The 23,803-nt window shown below is 43.7% G+C and carries 20 protein-coding genes; 8 read left to right on the forward strand and 12 right to left on the reverse strand.

Annotation, left to right across the window (positions count from 1 at the left end):
• Together T538_RS0110695 and T538_RS0110705 are read right to left on the reverse strand one after the other, a co-directional pair.
• Nucleotides 1–1,347 (reverse strand): hypothetical protein (locus tag T538_RS0110695; RefSeq protein ID WP_031541197.1); only part of this gene is annotated, 1,347 nt, incomplete at its 3' end.
• A 202-nt stretch (nucleotides 1,348–1,549) separates the two neighbouring features.
• The gene (locus tag T538_RS0110705; protein WP_031533800.1) at nucleotides 1,550–2,941 is read right to left on the reverse strand and encodes a leucine-rich repeat domain-containing protein; all 1,392 of its coding nucleotides are present in this window, start codon (nucleotides 2,939–2,941) and stop codon (nucleotides 1,550–1,552) included.
• 1,300 nt (nucleotides 2,942–4,241) lie between these two features.
• On the opposite strand from T538_RS0110705, the gene T538_RS0110715 reads away from it, so the two are divergent.
• From T538_RS0110715 to T538_RS18420, 7 genes are all read left to right on the forward strand, one after another.
• Nucleotides 4,242–5,099 (forward strand): helix-turn-helix domain-containing protein, encoded by an 858-nt coding sequence (locus T538_RS0110715; protein WP_031533799.1) that lies wholly within the window; start codon nucleotides 4,242–4,244, stop codon nucleotides 5,097–5,099.
• Nucleotides 5,100–5,104: 5 nt separating this feature from the next.
• The gene (locus T538_RS0110720; RefSeq protein WP_031533798.1) at nucleotides 5,105–5,956 is read left to right on the forward strand and encodes a helix-turn-helix domain-containing protein; all 852 of its coding nucleotides are present in this window, start codon (nucleotides 5,105–5,107) and stop codon (nucleotides 5,954–5,956) included.
• Nucleotides 5,953–6,612 carry an endonuclease III gene (nth, locus tag T538_RS0110725; RefSeq protein WP_031533797.1) on the forward strand — a complete coding sequence of 220 codons (660 nt, stop codon included), beginning with the start codon at nucleotides 5,953–5,955 and terminating at the stop codon, nucleotides 6,610–6,612. Before T538_RS0110720 ends, nth begins: the two co-directional genes overlap by 4 nt.
• 126 nt (nucleotides 6,613–6,738) lie before the next feature.
• Entirely contained in the window at nucleotides 6,739–8,010 is a 1,272-nt protein-coding gene (gene pgk, locus T538_RS0110730) for a phosphoglycerate kinase (protein WP_031533796.1), read from the forward strand.
• An 88-nt stretch (nucleotides 8,011–8,098) separates the two neighbouring features.
• The gene (locus T538_RS0110735; RefSeq protein WP_031533795.1) at nucleotides 8,099–9,046 is read left to right on the forward strand and encodes an ABC transporter substrate-binding protein; all 948 of its coding nucleotides are present in this window, start codon (nucleotides 8,099–8,101) and stop codon (nucleotides 9,044–9,046) included.
• A gap of 12 nt (nucleotides 9,047–9,058) precedes the next feature.
• The gene (locus T538_RS17765; protein WP_051656037.1) at nucleotides 9,059–10,171 is read left to right on the forward strand and encodes an acyltransferase family protein; all 1,113 of its coding nucleotides are present in this window, start codon (nucleotides 9,059–9,061) and stop codon (nucleotides 10,169–10,171) included.
• Nucleotides 10,132–11,112, forward strand: a complete 981-nt coding sequence (locus T538_RS18420; protein WP_031533793.1) for a TlpA disulfide reductase family protein — start codon at nucleotides 10,132–10,134, stop codon at nucleotides 11,110–11,112. Before T538_RS17765 ends, T538_RS18420 begins: the two co-directional genes overlap by 40 nt.
• Here T538_RS18420 and T538_RS0110750 read toward each other — a convergent pair.
• The 10 genes from T538_RS0110750 to T538_RS0110795 all read right to left on the reverse strand — a co-directional run bounded on the left by T538_RS0110750 (nucleotide 11,105) and on the right by T538_RS0110795 (nucleotide 21,783).
• Nucleotides 11,105–12,394: a phospholipase D-like domain-containing protein gene (locus tag T538_RS0110750; protein ID WP_031533792.1), complete on the reverse strand. Its 1,290-nt coding sequence runs from the start codon at nucleotides 12,392–12,394 to the stop codon at nucleotides 11,105–11,107. The genes T538_RS18420 and T538_RS0110750 overlap by 8 nt on opposite strands.
• A gap of 88 nt (nucleotides 12,395–12,482) precedes the next feature.
• Nucleotides 12,483–13,163, reverse strand: coding sequence for an MIP/aquaporin family protein (locus tag T538_RS0110755; protein ID WP_031533791.1), 681 nt, complete (start codon nucleotides 13,161–13,163; stop codon nucleotides 12,483–12,485).
• A 104-nt stretch (nucleotides 13,164–13,267) separates the two neighbouring features.
• Entirely contained in the window at nucleotides 13,268–15,682 is a 2,415-nt protein-coding gene (locus tag T538_RS0110760) for a DUF4982 domain-containing protein (protein WP_197025780.1), read from the reverse strand.
• Nucleotides 15,679–16,941: a glycosyl hydrolase 53 family protein gene (locus T538_RS0110765; RefSeq protein WP_081834960.1), complete on the reverse strand. Its 1,263-nt coding sequence runs from the start codon at nucleotides 16,939–16,941 to the stop codon at nucleotides 15,679–15,681. Before T538_RS0110765 ends, T538_RS0110760 begins: the two co-directional genes overlap by 4 nt.
• A gap of 162 nt (nucleotides 16,942–17,103) precedes the next feature.
• Nucleotides 17,104–17,412 (reverse strand): hypothetical protein, encoded by a 309-nt coding sequence (locus tag T538_RS0110770; protein WP_031533788.1) that lies wholly within the window; start codon nucleotides 17,410–17,412, stop codon nucleotides 17,104–17,106.
• A gap of 221 nt (nucleotides 17,413–17,633) precedes the next feature.
• Nucleotides 17,634–19,010 carry a WG repeat-containing protein gene (locus T538_RS0110775; protein WP_031533787.1) on the reverse strand — a complete coding sequence of 459 codons (1,377 nt, stop codon included), beginning with the start codon at nucleotides 19,008–19,010 and terminating at the stop codon, nucleotides 17,634–17,636.
• Nucleotides 19,011–19,022: 12 nt separating this feature from the next.
• A complete protein-coding gene (locus T538_RS0110780) occupies nucleotides 19,023–20,003 on the reverse strand; it encodes a DNA/RNA non-specific endonuclease (RefSeq protein WP_051656039.1) in 981 nt (326 codons plus the stop codon).
• 17 nt (nucleotides 20,004–20,020) lie between these two features.
• The gene (smpB, locus tag T538_RS0110785; protein ID WP_031533785.1) at nucleotides 20,021–20,491 is read right to left on the reverse strand and encodes an SsrA-binding protein SmpB; all 471 of its coding nucleotides are present in this window, start codon (nucleotides 20,489–20,491) and stop codon (nucleotides 20,021–20,023) included.
• Nucleotides 20,492–20,494: 3 nt separating this feature from the next.
• Entirely contained in the window at nucleotides 20,495–21,265 is a 771-nt protein-coding gene (locus T538_RS0110790) for a hypothetical protein (RefSeq protein WP_031541207.1), read from the reverse strand.
• An 11-nt stretch (nucleotides 21,266–21,276) separates the two neighbouring features.
• A complete protein-coding gene (locus tag T538_RS0110795) occupies nucleotides 21,277–21,783 on the reverse strand; it encodes a DMP19 family protein (RefSeq protein WP_031533783.1) in 507 nt (168 codons plus the stop codon).
• 125 nt (nucleotides 21,784–21,908) lie between these two features.
• Between T538_RS0110795 and T538_RS17770 the strand changes: the two genes are divergently transcribed.
• Nucleotides 21,909–23,711, forward strand: coding sequence for a pectate lyase family protein (locus T538_RS17770; protein WP_197025779.1), 1,803 nt, complete (start codon nucleotides 21,909–21,911; stop codon nucleotides 23,709–23,711).
• Nucleotides 23,712–23,803: the final 92 nt, after the last annotated feature.

A 23,803-nucleotide genomic window follows, 5' to 3' on the forward strand; every position in this document is an offset into this window, starting at 1 on the left:
ACTGATGCTGCCGCTCAACGTGTGCTCAACAATGGTGAACTTGCGGACATCGGCAAGCGAGAGAATATCGACAATAAGGTTGGAATAGTCTTCGAGGCTGTCGATGCACTCGGCATCGAGAACACAGGCGTGCTCGATGCGCGCCACCTGCTTTATTTCTTCGAACAACGGAATATCGCTATCTTCGTAGATTGGGGCTGGCTTCTTGTTGTTTACCTTCTTGGTTGTATCAACCAGCTCCAACTCGGTTTCAGACATCGGAACACCGCTGAATGTCTTTTCCGGCTCGCCTTCCACCTCTTCGAGGACGTGAAGAGTTTTTGTAATTGCATCGTAAAGATAAATCTTTCCGTTAATAAATTCTGGTCTACAATTCTCATAAGCTATATCATAAAAGCGATGGAAATATTTGAACTGTCCAGTTTCTGGGTCTATTGCCGCCAAAAGTGTCAATCCGCAGTCATACAACATACGCCAAAGCAAACCATTGTGAGCAATTACATTTTTCCCTGATGGCCACATTTCATGTCCATCAATCGTAAGCGTTGGGAGTTCTCCTTTATTGCCATACAGATAAAGTTCTCCATTATCCAAGTCTATACGATAAAATACGCTGTTGAAGCAGACATACCCATAGCGTCCGATAATATCGGATCTTAATGCATGGCAAATTGTCTTCCATACAACTTTTCCATCTATAGTCATTCTTACAAAGCCGACATTTGCCAAAACAATCAAATCATTGCCGTAAAATTCGGCTCGATACAAACGCATGTTGGAAGATTTGTAGGTTGGCAATAACAAACGTTTGATTTCGTCTTCAGGAAAAAGACTATCCATTTTTACCTGAAAAATTACATTCATCTTGTCATCTTTCATTTCGTAAATATAAAGATTGTAAAAATCTTTGCAGACAAATGTATTTCCTTTTTTAAAACAAAATTCAATCCAATCGTTCAGATTTGCGACCTTGACACAATTCCAATTTTCCTTACAAAATCGGAGTACGTTTTTTTCGCTAACAACAAATAGAAAATCCTCGTAATCATAAATATCCGTGGCTCTGTACTCATAAGTATAGCTATGAACCTTTTTCAAATTCGGTAAGAAATAGAGAAAGGCTCTATTTCTTTCATTATCTTCCAACAATAAATAATCTCCATTTGTTTCATAAGTAAATTCACGACAATCAAGGCATATTTCACCAACGATTTCAAGATTTTCAAATCGTACTTTCTTGATGACAGTAATGTCTGTAAAAGAATAATCATGAAAGTAAATGTATTCTTTGGTGTTAAACAATTCACCATACTCAAATTTTTTCTGTAATACTTCTTTTAGCATCATTCTATTTTTTCCAAACTAAATATTTTACTAAAATTATCATCATCTGACAAAATGTCACACAAATCTCCCGTTCTGCCGAATTTGTAATTTGGCAGAGAGAAAAACTGGGAATTTGCAATTCCCACCGCAAAAAAACAAGTAATGCGTAGCCGAAGGGACGCAAGCGCCAATAAATCGAGACATGAATTCGGCACAACCTACCTTATTTTCGAACAAAAATAGCAACCTTTGCGCTCAACTCTATACAAACTTTCGCAAAATATGTTATGATTTGCTTACGCATTCCACTATCTTCTTCCACAATTCTGTTGTTCTTATTTATATCTAAAATTCTCATATATTGTTTTTTAGTCCCTTTAGGAACATAATATTTTAATTTTTTATTACCTGCACAATTTATCGCAATGGAAGTGAAACTGCATACGTCCTTTGCTTGAAAATGAATCTCTCTCAAACTATCACATTCACAAAATGCTAAGAATTCAATTATCGATACGCTCTCTGGAATATAAACAGATTTCACTTTTGAACATCCCTTAAAAGATGCATATTTTATGACCTCAACTCCATAAGGTATTTCTAGTTTTTTTGCGGACAGAGCCATCGGACATCTCAACAGTGTTTTCATGTCCTTTGTATAAAGAATGCCATCAACAGACTTGTGATATGGATTTTCTTCATCTACATTTATACTTTTCAACGAATCGCAAAAACAAAAATCATTTTCATTCACAAACAGTGTGCTCGGTATAGTTATGTATTCGAGCGAGCAGCAATCAAAAAAAGCGTCTCTACCAATAAACGTCATTTTATTGGGCATTTTTATATTCTTCAGATTCGTGCATCCGTCAAATGCGTTCATGCCGATACTTTCGACACTATCTGGCAAAATTATTTCTGTAATATTTTTACAATGAGCAAAAGCATAACTGTCTATGTGTTTTATTCCATCTGGAACTTCATAAAGTCCGACGTATGTTTTATCAACACGACTTAGAATTTCTTCTTTGCGTAGAAGCTTTTTAGAGTCAAAATTCAAAATATCCACATTATGCGTCATGAGCAGACTGTTCAACCTGTCTTCTATCATGGAGAAATCCTCTCCTTTTTCCTTTATATGTCGATAATTAGAATTAAGAAGTGAAATCAGCTCTTCAGAAAAAATCCAATCTGTTTTCAATCTCTTATCTTCGTAATTTCTAAGGTCATAATAATGAAATATAAAAATTATAACCAATCGGAATTCCTCATTTGTCAGATTCTGTTTAGACAAAAGTCCTATCAGATCAGACTCAATCATCTTATAAAGAACCTGTTCTTCCAAGTCATTTCTCAAATCAAAAATGTAACAACATGTCCTTGTAAAATCATGTGTTCCCCAGTCTCTATCGAATATAAAATATTCTCCTTTACCGAAAAAGAATTCTCGGAATTCATTTTTCTTGCGCGCTTTTTCGTACAAGTTTTCATCCATAATCATAAACCCAACATAAGATTCTAACGGCTTTTTATTAGTAACTATTGCGCCGCCGTGCGGACTGGCATGATGAATGCCAGCATGAGCGCGAACACTATATACTGGCTGATAAAGCATTTTATTGTACTTCTCAGGCGAGAGTTTATTTCTGTCATTAGACCAAGTTTTTCTGTTGTGTTTAACCTGTTGATATTGAATGATAATGCTTGCAAAAGATTATCGATTGCAAAAATATGGAATATTTCTTTGTTATAGACATTTTTTGCAAGGAATCTGGCAAAAACTTTTGTATTACACAATCATGGATATCGAGTCTGCTGCATTTACGACTTAGGGGCATTATCAAATAGTATCCTAAACAACCATCTCAACCCGAACGAAACCCGAAGACATCCCGAACGAATATGCTCCCACCGTTCTGCCGAATTTCCGCGCTCAACCTATGGTCGCTTGCCACTGAAGGAACTTAGAGACAAGGATTTTATCTTGGCTTAAAATTTCAACTTTCCCATCTTCAACTTCACCATAACCTACCCATCACCTATCCCCTTACTATCCCCTTACTACCCTCTTACTATCCCCTTACTACCCTCTTGCTACCCCCTTGCTATCCCCTTACTATCCCCTTACTATCGACCTACTTCAATTCCACCTAATCTGGCTATACCTTGCATATTTACATATACCCAACATATAGCTTACATATACACAACATATAGCCTACATATACATTACATATACCCTGCATATATCTTACATATAGCCTACATATACCTTGCATATACCTTGCATATACCTTGCGTATAGCTTGCCTCTATCATCCTTCTTCCTACCTTCTTCCTACCTTCTTCCTACCTTCTTCCTACCTTCTTCCTACCTTCTTCCTACCTTCTTCCTACCTTCTATTTTGTATATACTAAACGGACAATTTCTGACGAAATTGTCCGTTATTAATCCTCGGCAATTATGAAAGCAATTTTGAATTATCAATTATGAATTTTGAATTGTTCATTGTCAATTGTCAACTGTGAATTGTCAATTCTGAATAAATTTTCAACTCTCTCTATTTATAGCCGCCTGTTCCTTTTGGCTTGCTTCCCTATACCTTGGACGTATCTTGGACGTATCTTGGACGTACCTTCCCACTATTTTGTATATACCAAAAGAATATTTCATACCATAATTATTCTTTATAAGTCCTCGAGGATTATGAATTCAGAATTGTAATTTTGAATTGTGAATAAAAAAAGCGGACTAAACAACCTGAAAAACACAATGAAAAATGAAAAATCGGGGCTAAAAATGAGTAAAAATAAAAAAAACATATTTTTTTTGCCTTTTTGTTATTTTTTATAACGAAAAATATTTATATTTGCAAAAAGTACTAGTATAACTTAATAGATATTAGAAAAACAATATGGCTATTACAACTGCAGGATTAATAAAATCGTCAGATTCATTTCTACTAAAGAAAATCAGAGCGCAAGATTTCGATGACACACCATTCAATACACAGAACATGTCGTTTCACCTTTGTGTTTCTGCCGAATTTGACATAGACGTAAACAATGTTACTTATCATTTGAAAAAGAACGATATGCTAATTTTGTTTCCAAAAGACACTATCCGAATCTACAACAGCAAAGATGCGGTTGCCTTCGGCTTCTTCATCACCAAGGGATTCTCGGATATTGCCTTCAGGGGAGCAAGTATTCAGGCTAAGCATATTCTCAGAAGCAACAGAGTTTACAAAAACGAGACTGTAAACCTCAAGCGTCTGCTAAAGATGGCATTCCTCTACAAGAAGTGTGCCATGATTATGCCTATAAAGAAGAGACGCACGATGCTTATTGGCAACCTCGTAAACACGGCTATCATCGCCATAGCCAACGACATTAGAAAGAACAACCACGAGAAACTGGAGAACTTCCGCCGCGAAGAGACAAAGGTCAAAGGCTCGTCTATCATCGAGAAATTCATGTATCTCGTCGACATCCACTACAGAGAGGAGCATAAGGTGCAATTCTATGCAAAGAAACTGAAGATTACACCTAACTATCTCACTAATCTGTGCTCCGACTATACCGGAGAGTCGCCTAAGAGCATAATCGAGTCTAAGATTCTAAGTTCGCTGAAAAACGACCTCTTGCATTCCGACTACTCGCTGCAAGAGCTTGCCCAACTGTACCGATTCCCTGACGTTTCGTACATGGGACGCTTCTTCAAGCGCAACGCAGGCTGTACTCCAAATACATTCAGAACTTCAGTCAACTAAAGAAAATGCAAAACTTTATATACGACCCGTTAGGCGAAGGTGAGAGTTACCACATCAGGCAATTCAACAGGCACAACCTCAAGTTGGGCAACACAAGCCCGGCACACCTAAGTTATACACTGTGCACCAGAGGCGAAATCAAGTTCAAACTGAACAACGACGACGATACTGTATATACACTCAACAAATACAGTTGGTTCTGGATTCGTCCGTACGATGTCATCAACGTGATATCGTTCAGCCCCGATGTCCAGATATTCGACCTGACCCTGAATTACAAACTATATCTAAGCACAACTGACGGACTGGAACTCAACCAATTCTTCCTCGACGACGAGAGCAAGCGATTTGTGCGCATGTCGAAAGACCAGTTCAGACACCTGCTGTCGTTCATCAACTATTACAAGGCGATAATAAACCGTCTTGATGCCTACGAAGACAAGGAACGCGTTATGGGCAACTGCCTTTGCAGTACCTCACTACTCTACTCTCTGTCTAACGCCAGCACCCCGGGACAGAACCGAAAGGGACAGAAGATTATAGAACAGTTTATCCGCTTGGTAAACAAGAACTTCAGAGAAGAGCATCAGTTGAGTTTCTACTCGGAAAGACTGATGATTACATCTAACCGCCTGTTCGTTCTGTGCAACGAGCACATTGGCATGGCTCCTAAGAAACTGATAGAATTCAAACTTCTGAGCCACCTGAAGGCAGAACTTCGCGAAACACAATACAAGCTCGCCGACTTGGTTGAACTGTATCACTTCCCTGACCTTTCTTATATGAGCCGATATGTAAAGAAGGAGACGGGCTTGTCGCCAATGGAATACAGAAAAAGGTACGGTTTTAAGCAATGACAAAGAAAGAACTCTACAAAGAGTTTATTGCATACTTCGAAAAGACGATGCCCGTGGTGGAGACAGAACTCCACTACGGCAATCCTTTCGAACTGCTGACAGCCGTAATCTTGTCGGCACAATGTACCGACAAGCGCGTTAACATGGTTACTCCGGCTCTGTTCGAAGCCATGCCAACGCCGCAGATAATGGCAGAGGCTACGCCCGATGCCATATATGAATACATAAAAAGCATTTCTTATCCCAACAACAAGGCAAAGCACCTGCACGGAATGGCAAATATGCTCGTCGGCGAATTTGACGGCGAAGTGCCGTCGGACATCGACAAACTGATGAAACTTCCGGGCGTTGGGCGAAAGACTGCCAATGTTATCCAAGCCGTAATATTCAGCAAGGCAACAATGGCGGTAGATACGCATGTGTTCAGGGTAAGCCACCGAATCGGACTCGTTTCGGACAAGTGCACCACACCCTACAGCGTAGAAAAGGAACTGACCAAAAACATACCCGACGATATTATCCCAAAGGCACACCACTGGCTTATTTTGCACGGCAGATATACCTGCATGGCACGAAAGCCGTTGTGCGACAAGTGCGGTTTGAAAATGCTATGCAAGCATTACAAAACAGAATTTAAAGTAAGAAAAACGGTATAAAAAATTTCATTTTTCAAGCCGAACAGCACTTTTTATACATTTTTTAATACACACATTCATAGTTAATTTTTACTTTTGTGGCAACAAAAAACAAAGAATTAATTTTAAATTTAAATAATAGAAATTATGACTATTGACAATTACAAATTTGCTGGCAAGAAGGCAATCGTACGTGTTGACTTCAATGTGCCATTGGATGAGAATGGTAAGATTACTGACGATACTCGTATCAAGGGTGCCCTTCCTACACTTAAGAAGATTCTTAACGACGGCGGTGCTCTAATCATCATGTCTCACATGGGTAAACCAAAAGGAAAGGTAAACCCTAAGATGTCTCTTGGTCAGATTTCTGACGCTGTTGCTGCAGCTCTTAACGCTCCTGTTAAGTTCGTTGCTGACTGCGCTAAGGCTCAGGCTGAGGCTGCAGCCCTTAAGGCTGGCGAGGTTCTTCTTCTCGAAAACCTTCGTTTCTACGCTGAGGAAGAGGGCAAGCCAGTAGGTATCGACAAGGAAGATCCTGCATACGAGGCTGCTAAGAAGGAGATGAAGGCTAAGCAGAAGGAATTCGCTAAGACTCTTGCTTCTTATGCTGACTGCTACGTTATGGATGCATTCGGTACTGCACACCGCAAGCACGCTTCAACAGCAGTTATCGCAGACTACTTCGACGCTGACAACAAGATGCTTGGCTACCTTATGGAGAAAGAGGTTCAGGCTGTTGACAACGTTCTTTCAAACATCAAGCGTCCATTCGTTGCAATCATGGGTGGTTCTAAGGTATCTTCTAAGATTGGTATCATCGAGAACCTTCTTGGCAAGGTTGACAAACTCATCCTCTGCGGTGGTATGACATACACATTCTCTAAGGCTCACAATGGTGAGATTGGCGATTCAATCGTAGAGCTTGACAAACTTGACGTTGCTCTTGGCGTTGAGGAGTTGGCTAAGAAGAATGGCGTTGAGCTTGTTCTTGGTACTGACTGTACTGCAACTAACGGTCTTGACTTCGGTACAATGAGCGTTAAGGCTGGTGCTGAGATCATCAACTGCCCATCAAACAAGGTTCCTGCTGGTTTCGAGGGTGTTGACGCTGGTCCAGAGAGCCAGAAGGCATTCGCAGAGGCTATCAAGGGTGCTAAGACAATCCTTTGGAACGGTCCTGCCGGCGTATTCGAGTGCGACTCATTCACAGCTGGTAGCCGTGCAATCGGCGACGCTATCGCTCAGGCAACTGCCGAGGGCGCATTCTCACTCATCGGTGGTGGCGACTCTGTTGCTTGCGTAAACAAGTTCGGCTTGGCTGACAAGGTTTCTTACATCTCAACTGGTGGTGGCGCTCTTCTTGAGGCTATCGAGGGTAAGGTTCTTCCAGGTGTAGCAGCAATCAAGGGTGAGTAATAATACTCATTCTTCTACAAAAAGATAAAATAATAATAAGGGTGACCCGCAAAAAGCGGGTTGCCCTTTAGTTCGTATTAGAAACTATATGAAGAGACTGCCATATTTATTTCTCATTATAGCAATTTTGGCTGCGGCTTGCAGCAAGGAAACAAAGAAAACCGAAGTAAAAAAAGCGAAAGCCGACGACTCGGCAAGTCTGAAAGTCGCACTCGTGCCTATCTCTGCCACCGTTCCGTTCTATGTGGCTCAGCAACTTGGCATTTACGACTCGCTTAAAGCAGACATCAAACTCATCAGATACGGAGCAGCCATCGATGCTGATACCGCCTTTGCAAACGCAACCGTCGACGGTATGAGCACAGATGTCGTGAGAGCAATTCTGCTTAACAACAAGCGCGGACTTTACTTTGTAATGGCACTCGAAAACAAATACACGCTCATTACTCCTCACGACCTACGTCTGAAGAACGTGAAGGACATAAAAGAGCGTCTTATTGCCATGACGCGCTACTCGGCTGTCGATTACATCGTAGACAAGTCGCTCGCCACGGCTAAATACGGTCCTGAAGATGCAAACAAAGTTCAGATTAACAATCTGGTTATAAGATTGCAGATGCTTCAGAACACGCAGGTTGATGCCGCCCTTCTGCCCGAACCATACGCGCAGTTGCCTCTGATTGCCAGCGACAGAGCCATTATCAGCAGTAGCGACCTTTCTGTCTGTACCGACGGAATGATTTTCAGCAAGGAAAGCATCAGCAAGAAGGAAGAGCAAATCAGGAACTTGATTAAGGGCTACAATCTTGCCGTTGAATATATGAACAGTCATCCCTACAAGGAATGGTCTAAATATGCGGCAAAACATCTTGGACTGGAGCAGAATGTCGTAGATACGCTTTCAATTAAGGGGCACGTGGCTGTAAAGATGCAGCAAAAAGACATCGACGCACCTCTCGAATGGATGAAAGGCAAGAAACTGATTGACAAAAAGGCATCGGCTCCACAACTTACAAACGACAAGTTTGTTGAATAATCTTCTTACAAAATGAGAAATACCACAATCTCGATATGCAAGGCTCTCGCCATTATCTGCATGGTTATAGGACATGCCGACAGTCCGCACTATCTGATGAATTTCATCTACCTGTGGCACATGCCGCTGTTCTTCATAACCGCCGGGTATTTCTTCAGCACAAAGTATCTGAACGACGAAATAACCTTCATCAAGAAGCGCGTAAAAAGCCTTTACATTCCTTTCGTAAAGTGGAGCGTAATCGTTCTTCTGCTTAATCCGCTGTTCTTTGCAACGGGCTTTCTGAACGAGCATTTCGGTAATCCGGGTGGCGGAGTAACACATCCACTAAACGCCAAGCAGATGTTGCAGAGTTTCGTCGACATCATCTTTACAATGGGCGGATACGATGTCTTCCTTCTGTCGGCATTTTGGTTTTTCAGAGCCTTGCTGGTGGCAAGCATCGGCTATCTCGTTCTGTTCAAACTGTTCAAGAAAGTTCCGTATATCAGACTAAACGAGACGTGCGTTGTGTGCGCCATCTGCCTAACGGCTTACGTTTTCGTTCTCTTTAAATTCGGATTCGGAATTAAGTACAGATGCATAAACCAAGGAGGATACCGCGACTTGATGGGCATCTTCTTTATGGGAATAGGCTTTCTGTTCAGAAAATACGAAGGATACATCAAGCGATACCCCATCGCCATTGGCATCGTATGCCTTGCCGCTACGCTGGTATTCACCTTCTGGTTTGGCACGAGTATGAGTCTTAACAGCAAACTGAAGCACGTTTACCGTCTGCCGTTTGCAGCAACCGCCGGATTCACGTTTGTCTACATTTTATCAAGTTACATCGACAAGACTTCGGGTTGGGCAAAAAGGTTTCTCGTCTACTGCGGAGACCACTCGTTACAGATTATGATTTGGCATATCTTTGCATACAAGATCGTTGCCCTGTTGCAGATTTTCGTCTGGAATCTTGAATGGGAACAGATTGGCTGCCACATGGTTATCCACAATGCAGAGACCAGCAATTATCTATGGATTTTATACTCAATAGCAGGCGTGTGCATTCCGCTTGCGTGGAAATATTATTACGACAAAATATGTACAAAACACTTTTTACGCTCATCATCGCAATCTTAGTTACATCGTGCAACAATAACAAAAGCCTGCATTTCGTAATTCTCGGACAGTATGCCGACATCGACACAGGCATGGTATATCTTACACACTACACGGCACACAATTTTAAGGTTGTAGACAGCACGATAGTGCATCACGACGGCTCTTTCAAATTCGAAGGCGATGCTCCAGCCCCCGAACTTTACGGCATAAGCGTTATTCGCAACACGCGGAGACCGGCTTCGTTCTTTGTTGAGGACGATACGATGTGCGTTAAGGTTTGGGAAAGCTGCAACGACATAACCGTTCAACACTCCGAAATAAACGACATCTATCTGCGGAATAAGCTTCAGGTCTACGATTATAGCTTCAACATTGACAGTTTCGTAAACGAGCATCCCGAATCGCCCGTAACGGCTTATTTTCTATCGAGAGAACTGAGCAGCCGACTCGATGCCGACAAACTTCAGGAATACAGAAACAAACTGTCGTCAGACCTCGACGAATGTGTTTATGTAAAGAAAATCGAGAGTCTGATTGAGAACATGCAGAATCTGCGGCCGGGTACAGAGGCAAAGGATTTCAAGGCAAAAGATATCAACGGAAATGCCGTAAGTCTGTCGGCTTTGCGAGGCAAAAAGGTGATTCTACACTTCTGGGCAAGCTGGTGCTCCGACTGCCGTCAAGAGCTATCGGCAATGCGAAACATCTACAGAAGCAGCGATAAGAACAAGCTAAAAATCATCGGAATAAGCATAAACTCAAATATTCCAGAACTAAGAGAATTCATCAGCAAGAACGAGATTGAATGGCAGCAAGTCTGCGACGAAAAAGAATGGATGTCGCCAATAGCGCAGCGATATGCCGTGCGAGCCGTTCCAACGCTGGTTGTGATTGATGAGAAAGGAAAGATTGTAACCTCGGGCAACTCGGTGAACGAGATTGAAAAAGCCCTTAAATAAACGGTCCGAGCAGGTAGCCAAACCAAGCTACAAACTTCTTCAGAAAAGGCTTTTTCTTCCAATGCTTTGAAGTCTGCCTTACGCTGTGCAGCTTGTCAATCTCGTACATATCCGAAAGTTCCTTAGTAACGCCCTTGTCGATGAAAAGCGCGTTTATCTCGTAGTCGAACTTCAGACTTCGCGAATCGAGATTTGCCGAGCCGATTGTACAGAAAAGGTCATCAACCATCATTATTTTTGAGTGATGGAAGCCGTTCTGATAAAGATAATACTGCGCGCCCTTCTTGCGGAGTTTGTTTGCCACATAGAATCCGGCATCGGGCGTTAGCGGAATGTCGCTCTTTGCCGAAAGCATAATCTGAACGTCGACACCTCTCTTCAGCGCGCGCTTTATCGCCTTCTTTATCGAAGGACAAGGAACAAAGTACGGGCTGATAATCTGTATCTTATACTGCGCCGCATCAATTGCCTCGATATACATCTGACGCATAATCTTTGGCTGAATTACAGGAAGGCGCGAAACAACACCAACCATAACATCGGTGTGAAGGCTATCGTTAAACTCATCTGGCAAGAAGGAGCGTTCAACGCTGTCGATGCCGCAATAATACTTTGCACCGTGGATATTCTGTCTTGTCAGCGTGTTCCAGTTTCCAAAAAATGTCTTCTGATACTCGTTTATAACCGGACCTTGAACACGGAAATGCATATCGCGCCACGGACCAATCTTTGGCAATCCGTCAACATAATAGTCGGCAACATTCATTCCGCCAGAATAAGCCACCTTGCCGTCAATCACCACAATCTTGCGATGGTCGTGACGCCACACATGATTCACCCACGGAAACTTAATCTTGTCGAACTCACGGATTTCTATGCCCCACCCTTCGATAGTTTTCAGATGCTTTTTCTTCAAAGGACGGCTGTTGCTCATATTTCCGAAGGAATCGTAGATGGCACGCACCTCTACGCCATTGGCACTGCGCTCTGCCAAATGCCAGAAGAGTCGCTTGGCAATAGAATCGTTTCGGAAATTGAAGTAATCGAGGTGGACGCTGCTCTCTGCCAGACTAATAGCCTTGAGCATATCATGAAATTTGGCCGAACCGCTTTTCAGAAGTTTTACCTGATTGTGCTTGTAGAACTTAACACCAGCCTGACGCATCTTCTCAACGATAATAGAATCGCTCGTCTGCACAACAGCAGAATCGCATGTCATCTCCTGAGCCGAAGATGACATAGCACAAAATAAGAACGATATTATTATCAAGATTCTCGCCATACGAATGATTATACACAAAAACCTCGCAAAGATACAAAAAAAGCGGAAGATTCAGAACCTTCCGCCTTAAAACCTTATATTAAACTTTTTATTTGTTCTCACCACATTCGCAGCCGATAACCTTCCAGATTCCGGCAGCAATGGCAGCACCAACAAACGGACCTACAATGAATATCCAAATCTGTGAAAGAGCCTCACCACCTTGGAACACAGCAGGAGCGATTGAACGCGCTGGGTTTACAGATGTACCTGTAATGTTGATGCACGCAAGATGTACAAGAATCAAAGACAGACCAATTGCAAGACCTGCAAAATTGCCTGCGCCCTTCTTGCTGTCGGTTGTACCAAGAACAACGAGTACAAATACACAAGTAAATACAATCTCGGCAATCAAACCACCCATTGTAGATACATTTGCCTGCAAAGCATTTGCACCAGTCTCGGTTCCTCCAAATGTAACCTCATGAGCGATAAGCGCAAGAAGTGCAGAGCCGATAAACGCTCCGATTACCTGAAATACCATATACATGCAAGCGTCCTTTACACCAATACGCTTTGTCAGAAGGCATCCGAGAGTGATTGCCGGATTGATATGGCAACCCGAAATGCCACCAATTGTATAAGCCATAGCAACTACAGCCAAGCCGAAAGCCATAGCCGTTCCAACTACCGATGCTGTATCAGAACCACAATTCAATGCAGCCGCAGTTCCGCAGCCCATGAGCACGAGCACTGCCGTACCCACCATTTCTGCTAAATATCTCTTCATTATATAAAAGGTTAAATTGTTAATAATTTGCCTATTTTTGCATAGACCGATAGCAAAGATAAAATAAAAAACATGAAAAACAAAAGAAAAGGACCAAAATAATGTCACTCTACCTTTATTGTTTCTGATGCTGATTTCAAGCCAGCACCCTTAACCGTAAGGCTTATGTCTCCTGTTTTTTCTGATGACTGTACAACGACAACCAGCTGTCCTCCAAAGGCTTTCATGCGTGGCTGAGTAAAGACTTCGGTAGATGTAGCATCACCGTTACATGCTCCTCTGAATCGTCCGCTTCCCTTCACGCTGAACTGTAGTTGGTTTGTTGCCGCAGGACAGAGATTTCCGTCCTTGTCTACAACGCTTGCTGTAATGAATGCAAGTTCTTCGCCATCGGCTTTCAGAATTTTTGTATCAGTATCGAGTTTTATATGATGCGGTTTGCCAGCCGTCTTAACTTCCTCGCTCGCAACAGCCTTGCCGTCAGCATCATAAGCAACAACCTTAATGCTTCCCGGGGTGTAAACGACATCGTCCCAATGCAATCGGTATCTTTTCATCAAGTCCGAAGCGTCCTTCTTCTTTCGTCCCATGCTCTTTCCATTTACAAACAGTTCAGCCTCGGGATAAGATGTGTAGCAATATACCGGAATCGTATCATTCTCCTTGCCGTTCCACGTCCAATGCGGAAGCAGATGAAGCGTAGGCTTCTCTGTGTTCCAACGGCTACGGTACAGATAATAGCGGTCTTTTGGCAGTCCGGCAAGATCGAGAATGCCGAAATAACTGCTTCGACTTGGCCAGTATTCATCGTATGGAGTTGGCTCACCCAGATAGTCGAATCCAGTCCACACGAACTCGCCTACAACCCAACTCTTGTCATCCTGAAGTTCGTAGTCCTTCTCTGGAATATTGCTCCAGTTGCAGGCCTCAAGGTCGTAACTTGAGCACTGGCCGTCGGGATAAGTTACGTTTTCGCCATACTTAACAGGGAACTTATAAACGCCTCTCGAACTAACGGTCGAAGCCGTCTCGCTTCCGAGGATAAAGCCGTGAGGACAAGCATCATACGCCAACTGATATTTGTGCGTACGATAGTTAAGTCCCGGCACATCGAGCGTCTGAATGAAACCATTCTTTACGGCAGCATCAACGCGGTCGCAGCCGGCTGTTACCGGGCGCGAAGGGTCGAGAGCATGCATCAAATCGACAAGTCGCTTGGCAATCTTGCTTCCCTTCGAGCTTCCCTGCTCCGGAATCTCATTTCCGATGCTCCACAGCACAATCGAAGGGTGATTTTTGTGGCAGAGAACAAGGTTTGTCAAATCCTTTTCAACCCAATTGTCGAAATACAGATGATAGCCGTTCTTGCACTTCGGATAAATCCACTCGTCGAAGCTCTCTGCCATGACCATCATTCCAAGTGAATCGCAGATTTCCATCTGCCAAGGCGAAGGAATGTTGTGCGATGTTCGGATGGCATCGCAGCCCATCTCCTTCAGCAGTTTTATCTGACGGATGAGAGCCGACTTGTTTATCGCCGTACCGATTGGTCCTAAATCGTGGTGAAGGCAAACGCCCTTGAACTTGCGCGACACTCCGTTAAGTTGAAAGCCTTTCTCTGCCGAGAAACTTATACTTCGAATACCGAAAGGGGTTACTACGCGGTCAATCTCCTTGCCATCTTTCTTAACGATGGTGAGAAGTTTGTACATATTCGGCGTCTCGGGCGACCATAATTTTGGATTTTTCACTTCAATCTGAGCCGATGCGCTTCCGTCGCTAAAACTCTTTGTTTGGGACAGACAATCAGCATCTCCGCCGATTATTCTGTTTTCTACAACTACGCCTGCCTCGGTTTTATTCAGTTCTGTCTTTACCGAAACAATAGCATTATTTGTTGGAAGAATCTGCGAAGTAACGGTTACGCCCCATGGCTTTACAGCCAAATCCTGCGTCTGAATAAGGCAGACTGGACGATAGATTCCAGCACCGGGATACCAGCGCGAACTCATAGCCACGTTCTCGGCTCTTACAGCCAAGGTATTCGAACCGCTTCGGTCTACTGCCGATGTAACGTCCAACACAAACGGAGTGTAGCCGTACTTCCACTCGCCCACCTTCTTGCCATTCAGATAGACTTCTGGACAACTCATCACGCCATCGAATACGAGAAGCGTACGCTGATAACCGGCATCAACCTTGAAAGTCGTTCTGTACCAGCCAGTTCCAATATAAGGAAGTGCGCCAGTTCGTCCTGTTTTTTCGGTCGATTCTTTCTCGCCGTTTTGTTCTATGGCAACCTTCTGAATATCAATCTCTTTACTAAACGGACCGTTTATAGCCCAATCGTGAGGCACAACGACATTTTTCCACTTTGAGTCGTTGAAAGTTGTGTTCTGCGCTCCCTCAACATCTTCGTTTGCAAATTTCCAGTTACGGATTAAAGTCTCTGTTCGTTGCGAAAAGGCACTCACCGACGAGGCGAGAGCCAACGCAATTAAGCATTTTCTGTACATCATTTCACCAAAATCTTCTTGTAAGAATTATCACTCATCTTAATTATGTTTATACCTTTCGTTGGATTTTTAATCTTTCTACCCTGAATGTCGTAACGCTCCGTTTCGTATATTTCAGAAGTCGACGAAACATTCTGCACAGCCGTTGTTGTCGTATTGAAGGCGGCAAACTTGGTTATGGCATCAACGGCATTGCCAGTTTTGTTGTTAAACAAGCCTCGATTTGTCCAACCATCAAGCAAATCAGTCCAGCCAAGCGATGCCGACTCGTTTTCCTCTGGGAACCAGTAGTACAAGCCCTTAACACGATCGTGCGTATTCAGTTTTGCCACAAGTTGCTCGATGAAAAGACTTTGTCCGCTTTCTGTTGCAGGCCAAATACTCTGACAGTCATACTTGGCATCCGTTGGATAATAAGCAGTATTGTAGCCGGTCTCCATTATCATTATCGTCTTGTCGGTAGCCTCTTCAATCTTGTTCAGAGCCGTTTCGAGATATGCCAGATTGCCGTGATACATAGGGTAATAGCTAAGTCCGAAGATGTCGTAATCGACCTCGTACTGCTTCATGTAATTGGCGAACTTGGCACAGTTTAAAGGCTGAGGAACTCGCTCGATGTGAAGAATAATCTTGGCAGATGGGCAGACCTCGCGACAAGCCTTTCCTGCGCTTTTCAGCATGGCTGCAAACTTGTCCCAATTCTTATCAGACAAATAATCAACAAACAGACCTGACGAGCTTGAATACATCAGTCCGTAAGAAATCTCGTTTCCTGTCTGAATCATATCAGGAACAACACCTTCGTTTACAAAATCTTCGAGAACCTCCTTTGTATAAGAATACAGTTTTTCGGTATATTCATCAACAGAAAGGTTGCCCCACTCTGCCGGAACGCTCTGCGCTGCCGGGTCCGCCCACGTGTCGGAATAATGAAAGTCGAGGACGAACGAAAGACCGGCGTCCTTTATCCTCTTTCCGAGTTTCTTTACATAGTCGATGTCCTGAATCACCGCTTTCTGCATCGTCGGGTTTACGAACAGACGCACGCGCATCGAGTTCATTCCGTACTTTTTCAGAAGCGACAGCACATCGCTCTGCGTTCCATCAATGTCTTTGTAAGTTACCTGATGTCCGGCTTCGGAAATTGTTTCGTAAGCAGTTAGCATTGAGATATCAGCTCCGAGATACTTCTCGCTGTTCTGCGCCTTTGCGCAAGCCATGCCACACAGCAGGGCTAATGATAAAGCTAATTTTCGTGTCATTAGATTAACAGTTATTTTTTGATTTTGTTATTAAAGTTATACGTTTACAAAAATAACTTATTTTGCGATAATCGGCAAATAAAAGGCAGAGTTTTATCAATAAAAAATCGGCTCTAACGAATTAGAACCGACCTATACTTTAAACATATTTCAAATTAAAAATCACTTCGCCGTGAATACCATCTGTGCGATGCTTCCTTGTGAATCGGTAATGTAATTGATGCTTATTTTTAGCTTGTCGTATTCGAAGGTAACCAGTTTGCCCTGTTCCTGCTTATCTGAATAAGCACTACGATTCAACTTTGTCAACTTGTCGGCATACCACTCAGCAGCAATATCACCTGTCATCGACATAGTTTCGCTAACCATAACTCCACCTTTCATTGTGACAATCATCATGTCGCCATTCTTGTAATAAACTTCGTCATTGCCATTTGGATCTCCCTGCCATAACTTAAGGCTCGGGAACATTTTTTTTACATCCGATAAACTCCTACCAATATGATTTGTCGGTATTCCATCTTCAGTTTGTGCAAATGAACTCAACGACATAAAAAGAGCCAACAGTATAATCAAATATCTCTTCATTTTACCTATAATTTTACATGTGACCAAATTCACGTGGCAAATATATAAAAAAAAATCCAACTACAACGACAAACTGTTAAAAAAAACTAAAATTGTTAAAATTGTCACCTTTTATCCATCATTTCCTTACGCAACCGACTGATGTTATTCTCAACATCAGCAGCGTTTTCCACGCCATATTTCAAGGCGAGTTCCCAGTTTTCAAGAGCCTGTTTATCGTTGCGATTATTATAATTTATAGTTCCCATTTCGCGATAGCAATCACCCTTGAATCTGCCCTCGTCATCGAGTTCCATAAACTTTTTGTAGGCATCAATTGTTCCGGCGCGGAATGCCTCGGCATAAAGTTTCTTCAGGATATCGGGGAATTCCTTTCCTTCGGTGTTGAGCGTGCCCTCGTATCCCTTCCACGAGAATTTCGCAACGCCACCCTTATATTCCTCAATCTTGTCGTATCTGATACCTGTGAGGAGTTTACCTTTATCTGAAATGACGGCATACTTTCCGCCAAGACTTACGGGCGCAACCCCGTCGCCGGTAAACTCGCCAATCATATCGAACATCGTGAAGTTGCCCATGCGTCCGGTAAGGTCGATAAGTTGAAACTTGCCGTTCTTTCGCGCCACAAGAGCCTCATCGCCGTTGATGCTGATTTCGTCGTACTCGCAAGCCACGGTCTTAACGCCCTGCTTGTCTACTATTCCAAACTTGCCGTTCTGCTGAACGATATAGCAGTTGTAGGCATCGTATGCCATCTCGTAAGCAGGTGTAATAATCCACTTGGCTGCATCCTCATCGAATACGCCATACTTGCTTCCCTCCTGTTTCAGACTTGTATTTTTTGAAGGAATCTCGGCTGAGACAGTTTTCGATGACACCTTATTATATGAATCCTCGAAGCACTGAAGAGCCGCATCGTATCTCATGCTCTCGCGATAGGCATCTGCCTGAAGCACAGCCTTTCCCCACTTCTTGCCGTTAAGAACGTCGGAAGCAGATTTTTCGACGCACGGGATGATTTCGACATTGCTTAAATCTATCGCACCGTACTTTCCGTTCTTCTTCACCACTATCAGAAGCGATTCGAGGAACTTGTTAATCTCGTCGTAAACACAAGGAATGACTTCCGTTCCGCAAAGGTCAATGACGCCGAAGCGTCCGTCTTGCGAAACGATGTAGCCCTGAACCTTTCGGTTTCCGTAGAATGTCTTGTCGAAATATTCCATCGTATCAAACTTGGGCGATACGACATATTTTCCTTCGGCATCAATCAACCCTGTTTTTCCTGAAACAGTTACGATGCCCACGCCGTTTACAAAATCGGCTGCGCCATCGTACTGCGGCTGAAGATACCATTTTAGTGTCAGTTCGTCTCGGTATCCGTACTTTCCGTTTGCACACTTAACAGCCATAAGTTCCTGTGCATTGGCTGCAGCAGAGAGAAGCATTGCGGCAACGGCTACAAAATATCGTGTTTTCATGCTGTAAAGGGTTTATTTAATTATATTTTTCCACTGAGAATAAGTCATTGCCTCGACCTTGGTTTCAACTTTTTTCGGCAAAGAGGCAAAGAAGTTAAATCCTGTAATCTTTTCAACCTCGTCGACCGACATTGCGTACGAATCGAAATTTGACATGTTGCGTCCGTCGTTTATGAAAACGAAGCCTATGGCGCACGGATTGTCGCCCATGCAAAGCAGAACCTTGAAGAATCTGTCGGGAACGGCTACGCGCATCTTGCTTGCCGAGCGTTTGTTGCGTATTGTCTTGACCGGAGTCTTATCGAATATCGGACCGCAGCACTGATAAATCGGACCATATTTCTTAGCCCAGTCGCGAACCGAATTTTCGAGGTCGTTCCAGTCGCCGCGGTTCAATTCAGGAGTCTGAGGACAGATATTTGTCATGTAGAACGACTCCATCATTGCGGTGGCATTCCATTTGTTATCGGCAGCAGGGCACATGTGTCCGCGGTCGTATCCGCTGCCCGAATACACCTGTTTCGTAACAGCCTCGGTAACGCTCAAATCAGGGTCGGGCAAGAAATCGTTTGTACGCTCGTTCTTGCCTTTTATTCGCTGCTTTGTCGTTACCCAAGCCACCCATTTCGGAACTCTCTTCTCGGCATCGTAGACGAAAGTATAGCCAATGCGCTCGGTTCGTTTTTCGGTCTTATCTGCCCTTGCAGGCAGTTCAAGACCCTTCTGCACGCCGGCAAAAGCATCAACTGTCTGTTTAGGAGCGTTGTCTGCCTGAGATTTCTTTTCAGAAGCCGGCTTGCTTGCGGTTTTCTGCTCGATTACGCTCGGCGAAGGATTATTTTCAGCCATTTTTTCGCGCAAATCCTCGTTCAGAGCCTTAGCATTGCGGTCGATATTGTTTGCACAGTCGAACGAACCGAAAGACATGAAAGCCACGCATCCGGCAATAAGTCCGAGATGATAGTTGCTTAACTTAAAAGGTCTTTTCTTCATTTTCCTATTAAGATTTATCAGTGTTTGAACATCGCCGCCATTGCGCGCTTGTCCTCGCGTTCCTTTATACTCTGACGTTTGTCGAACTCCTTTTTACCGCGTGCCAAAGCCACAACCACCTTGCACAGTCCCTTGTCGTTGATGAACATTCGGGTTGGCACGATGGTGAATCCCGGATTCTTACATTCTTCCTGAAGGTTGCGTAGTTCTTTCTTGTTTAGCAGAAGTTTGCGCTCGCGACGCGCGTTGTGATTGTTGTAAGAACCGTAGAAATATTCAGAAATATTCATGTTCTTAACCCACAACTCGCCGTTGTTGAAATAACAGAAAGTATCCACCAGACTTGCCTTTCCAAGTCTGATAGATTTAATTTCCGTGCCGGTCAGGACGATTCCGGCAGTGTATGTGTCGACGAACTCGAAGTCGAACGAAGCTCGTCTGTTTTTTATGTTTACTTCGCTTTTATTCTTTAATTGCTGTTTAGCCATAAATCAATAAGGAAGATTAAAGCACTTGCTTGACGCCTTAAATGTTAGTTTCTTGGTTGTTGCAAACGTATTGTCAACCTTTGTTCCAGCTGTCGAACTTACTCTCGCATCAACACAGACGATGATAGAGTCGTGGTCGGCAAATTTTGCCTTCAGCTCTTGGTCGTTATAGATTCCGAAACAGAGAGTCATATCGGCAGACATGTTTGTCTTGTCATCGTCAGAAATGTTGTAGTCGTAAAGCAGATGAAGCTTCAGAGTATCGTCTACGACATCGATATTCTTGTTGAATGCGAGATTCATCTTCGGATTTACATCATACTTGTAAGGTGCAGTAATGTTGATATTCACAAAGCCCGGATCGACCCATAACTGAGTCAACTGAGTGATTGAGTCGTTTTTCTCGACCACGCTCACAAGCGTATCGAGGCTTTCGATATTCTTTGCATCGTACATCGGAGTACACTCAAGAAAATCAACATAATACTTCTTTCCTGCCTCGGCTGCAGAAAGATCGTCCTTTGACGAGAACTTGATGAATCCGCGGCGGCCAGTCATAAGATATGCAAGCGTTTCAGAATTAAGGTTCTGCGGAACGAAGATTGCACCGTTTGAGGCATAGAAATAGATAGGCTCCATTGCATTGCCCGACTGTTTGATTGTCATTGCGCCGAAGTAAACAATCTCGTCTGCTTCGCCATCACCAAGACATGATGTCATCGTTGTGGTTATGAAAGCTGCAACCACGAGCAGCATCAACTTTAATTTTTTCATTTGTCAGGTTTTTATTTTTCTATTGTTATGAAATCATCCATGTGCTCATCTACGTAGTAGGCGATGGTTGCGGTAACCTCCTCCTCCATTTCAATGAACTTGTCGTCGAGGTCGTCGAACTCCTCGAACTTCTCGAACAGAGCCATAAACTCATCGTCAGAACATTCCTTCGTCAGTTCGTCCTTATGCTCATCGTACAGTTTCTTGCCCTTGTACACAAGCTTTGAGAAGTCGTGAGCACCGAAAAGTCGCATTGCCTTTGCAAACGGATTGTCGAAGATGAACGGTCCCCATCCATTATGTATAAGTTGCACGAAGCCGCCGTCCATCACCTCCTCGCGGAAAAAGTGATAAGCCAGAAGAGTAATCTGGTTTCCGTTTAGCAGAGGCATCGTCTCGGCATTCAGCTCGCCGCCCACAGCATTGAGATAGGCATCGATGAAACACTGCAAGAAAGCGTCCATGCCCTCTTCGGCAGCCTTTGCCAAATCTTTGTCTTTTACAACTATTTTGTTCATTATAAAATGCGTATTACTAAAAAAACTCAGCAAAGAAACAACTTTTTTGTGTTATTTCAAAACTTTTCACTAATATTGCACACATTATTTAACAAACCAAAACAAAAAAAATGTTTAGCGAACAGATGAAAAGAACATATCTGATGTTTTTACTAACTACTTCCCTATCTCTGCATGCACAGATGTCGGTGTTCGATGCCAACAAGCCTGTTGGATTTGCCACCGTTGGAGGCGGAACAACCGGAGGAGAAGGAGGCGGTTGCATAACGGTTACATCGGCAGATGAACTGAAAAAGGCAATGAAAGGCAGCAATCCGACGATAATTTACATTAAAGGAGAAATAAACACAGATGCGCAGATTAGCATAAACAACGCAGCCAACAAAACCGTGATAGGACTTCCCGGCGCGGCTCTGACCAACCTCAAGCACAGCGACTCGAAAGATGAGACCGGAATTCTTGCGCTGAAATCGTGCAAGAACATTATTCTGCGCAACATTACGTTCAAGGCTTCGGGAGCGTACGATATTGACGGCCGCGACAATCTGTGGCTAAGCGAAACGACAAACTGCTGGATAGACCACTGCGACTTTCAGGACGGCGTTGACGGCAATCTGGACATCTCAAACGCATCGGACAACATTTCGGTTACATGGTGCCGCTTCCGCTATCTTAAAGCGCCTTACAAGGGCGGCAGCGGCGGCTCGGACGACCATCGTTTCTCGTCGCTCATAGGAAGTAGCGACAAGAATGTTGCCGACACCGACAAACTTAACGTAACATTCCAGTTCTGCTGGTGGGACGAAGGCTGCCGCGAACGTATGCCGCGAGTAAGATTCGGCAAGATACACATCATCAACTGTTTGTATAACAGCACGGTTGCCAACTACTGCATAGGCGCAGGACACAAGTCGAGCGTCTTTGTAGAGAGCACATCGTTCGTAAACATCAACTCGAAGAAAGGACCTTTTGCGCCAGCCGGAGAGATGGAAGAATGTGATTTTGAGAACTGCTCGTTCAGAAACACATCAGGCAACACCACCGGAACAGGAGCAGCCTTCATACCATCGGCTTTCTATGATTTGAAGCCAATCGACGCACTCGCTGCCGAAAATGCAATAAAAGACACACAATGCGGCGCAGGAGCTACCCTGAAGGTTTCGGAAGAAAAAGGCGTAATAACCAAGGAAGGAAGCCACAACACATATCTGAAGGAAATAGTTCTCGACGGCAACAAGATTCCTGTGAGCCGAGGAAAATTCGGCTATCAGGTGAAAGTGCCGTTCGACTACAAGGCAAGCAATCTTTCTGCCGAAGTGCTTGACACTCGCGCAAAGATTTCGGACTATGTTGTGCCATCGCACATTCCGGGAATTGCCAGTTTCAAGGTAACGGCATTCAACGGAGATGTGGCATACTATGCCGTCGACATCACTCACCCATCATACGCAACGATTCAGAAGACATGGCAGACTTCCACCTTCAATGCCAATGTATTCGTGGCGGCTACGATGGACAAAGGCAACTGGACCGTTCCCGAAGGAAAGAAATACTTCGAGAACACAAAAGAAATAAACGGAGAACTCTGCATAAACGGCGTTCCGTTTGAAGAAACAAGAGGACTTCACATCTCTGCACCAGCCAATAAAATCCGCTTAGACAAGCAGAAGAATGCCATTGTGCTGGCAAGCAACCGCTGTGCCGTTACAATTCCGCTGTGCGACAAGGGCGACATCATCAGCATAAAGCACATAACGGCATCGGTTGGCAAGGCATGCGGATTCACGGCTTCGAACACCCTCGAGGGCAGTTCGACAGAAACGACATCGAACGCCATGAGCACCTTTACGGTGAGCAGCGACGGCGATGTTACGCTGAAGCCTACGGGAAGCACAATTATCTACAGCATCAGCATTTTCCACCCATAAGACCAGAAGGCAGAGACGAAAAAGTTTCTGCCTTTTTTCTTTTGCAAAGGCTTCGACTTTTGTATCTTTGCGACAATTTTAATATACAAACA

It is taken from the genome of Bacteroides sp. Ga6A2 (genome assembly GCF_000702225.1).
In the GTDB taxonomy this organism is placed as follows: domain Bacteria; phylum Bacteroidota; class Bacteroidia; order Bacteroidales; family Bacteroidaceae; genus Ga6A1.

What these genes read in the sequence shown, in the direction of transcription:
- T538_RS0110780 (WP_051656039.1), bottom strand. Translation starts at nt 20,003, where the DNA reads ATGAAGAAAAGACCTTTTAAGTTAAGCAACTATCATCTCGGACTTATT.
- T538_RS18420 (WP_031533793.1), top strand. Translation starts at nt 10,132, where the DNA reads ATGTACAAAACACTTTTTACGCTCATCATCGCAATCTTAGTTACATCG.
- T538_RS0110790 (WP_031541207.1), bottom strand. Translation starts at nt 21,265, where the DNA reads ATGAAAAAATTAAAGTTGATGCTGCTCGTGGTTGCAGCTTTCATAACC.
- T538_RS0110735 (WP_031533795.1), top strand. Translation starts at nt 8,099, where the DNA reads ATGAAGAGACTGCCATATTTATTTCTCATTATAGCAATTTTGGCTGCG.
- T538_RS17770 (WP_197025779.1), top strand. Translation starts at nt 21,909, where the DNA reads ATGAAAAGAACATATCTGATGTTTTTACTAACTACTTCCCTATCTCTG.
- T538_RS0110775 (WP_031533787.1), bottom strand. Translation starts at nt 19,010, where the DNA reads ATGAAAACACGATATTTTGTAGCCGTTGCCGCAATGCTTCTCTCTGCT.
- T538_RS0110750 (WP_031533792.1), bottom strand. Translation starts at nt 12,394, where the DNA reads ATGGCGAGAATCTTGATAATAATATCGTTCTTATTTTGTGCTATGTCA.
- T538_RS0110795 (WP_031533783.1), bottom strand. Translation starts at nt 21,783, where the DNA reads ATGAACAAAATAGTTGTAAAAGACAAAGATTTGGCAAAGGCTGCCGAA.
- T538_RS0110765 (WP_081834960.1), bottom strand. Translation starts at nt 16,941, where the DNA reads ATGACACGAAAATTAGCTTTATCATTAGCCCTGCTGTGTGGCATGGCT.
- T538_RS0110715 (WP_031533799.1), top strand. Translation starts at nt 4,242, where the DNA reads ATGGCTATTACAACTGCAGGATTAATAAAATCGTCAGATTCATTTCTA.
- nth (WP_031533797.1), top strand. Translation starts at nt 5,953, where the DNA reads ATGACAAAGAAAGAACTCTACAAAGAGTTTATTGCATACTTCGAAAAG.
- T538_RS0110720 (WP_031533798.1), top strand. Translation starts at nt 5,105, where the DNA reads ATGCAAAACTTTATATACGACCCGTTAGGCGAAGGTGAGAGTTACCAC.
- T538_RS0110760 (WP_197025780.1), bottom strand. Translation starts at nt 15,682, where the DNA reads ATGATGTACAGAAAATGCTTAATTGCGTTGGCTCTCGCCTCGTCGGTG.
- T538_RS0110770 (WP_031533788.1), bottom strand. Translation starts at nt 17,412, where the DNA reads ATGTTCCCGAGCCTTAAGTTATGGCAGGGAGATCCAAATGGCAATGAC.
- T538_RS0110705 (WP_031533800.1), bottom strand. Translation starts at nt 2,941, where the DNA reads ATGCTTTATCAGCCAGTATATAGTGTTCGCGCTCATGCTGGCATTCAT.
- T538_RS17765 (WP_051656037.1), top strand. Translation starts at nt 9,059, where the DNA reads ATGAGAAATACCACAATCTCGATATGCAAGGCTCTCGCCATTATCTGC.
- T538_RS0110755 (WP_031533791.1), bottom strand. Translation starts at nt 13,163, where the DNA reads ATGAAGAGATATTTAGCAGAAATGGTGGGTACGGCAGTGCTCGTGCTC.
- smpB (WP_031533785.1), bottom strand. Translation starts at nt 20,491, where the DNA reads ATGGCTAAACAGCAATTAAAGAATAAAAGCGAAGTAAACATAAAAAAC.
- pgk (WP_031533796.1), top strand. Translation starts at nt 6,739, where the DNA reads ATGACTATTGACAATTACAAATTTGCTGGCAAGAAGGCAATCGTACGT.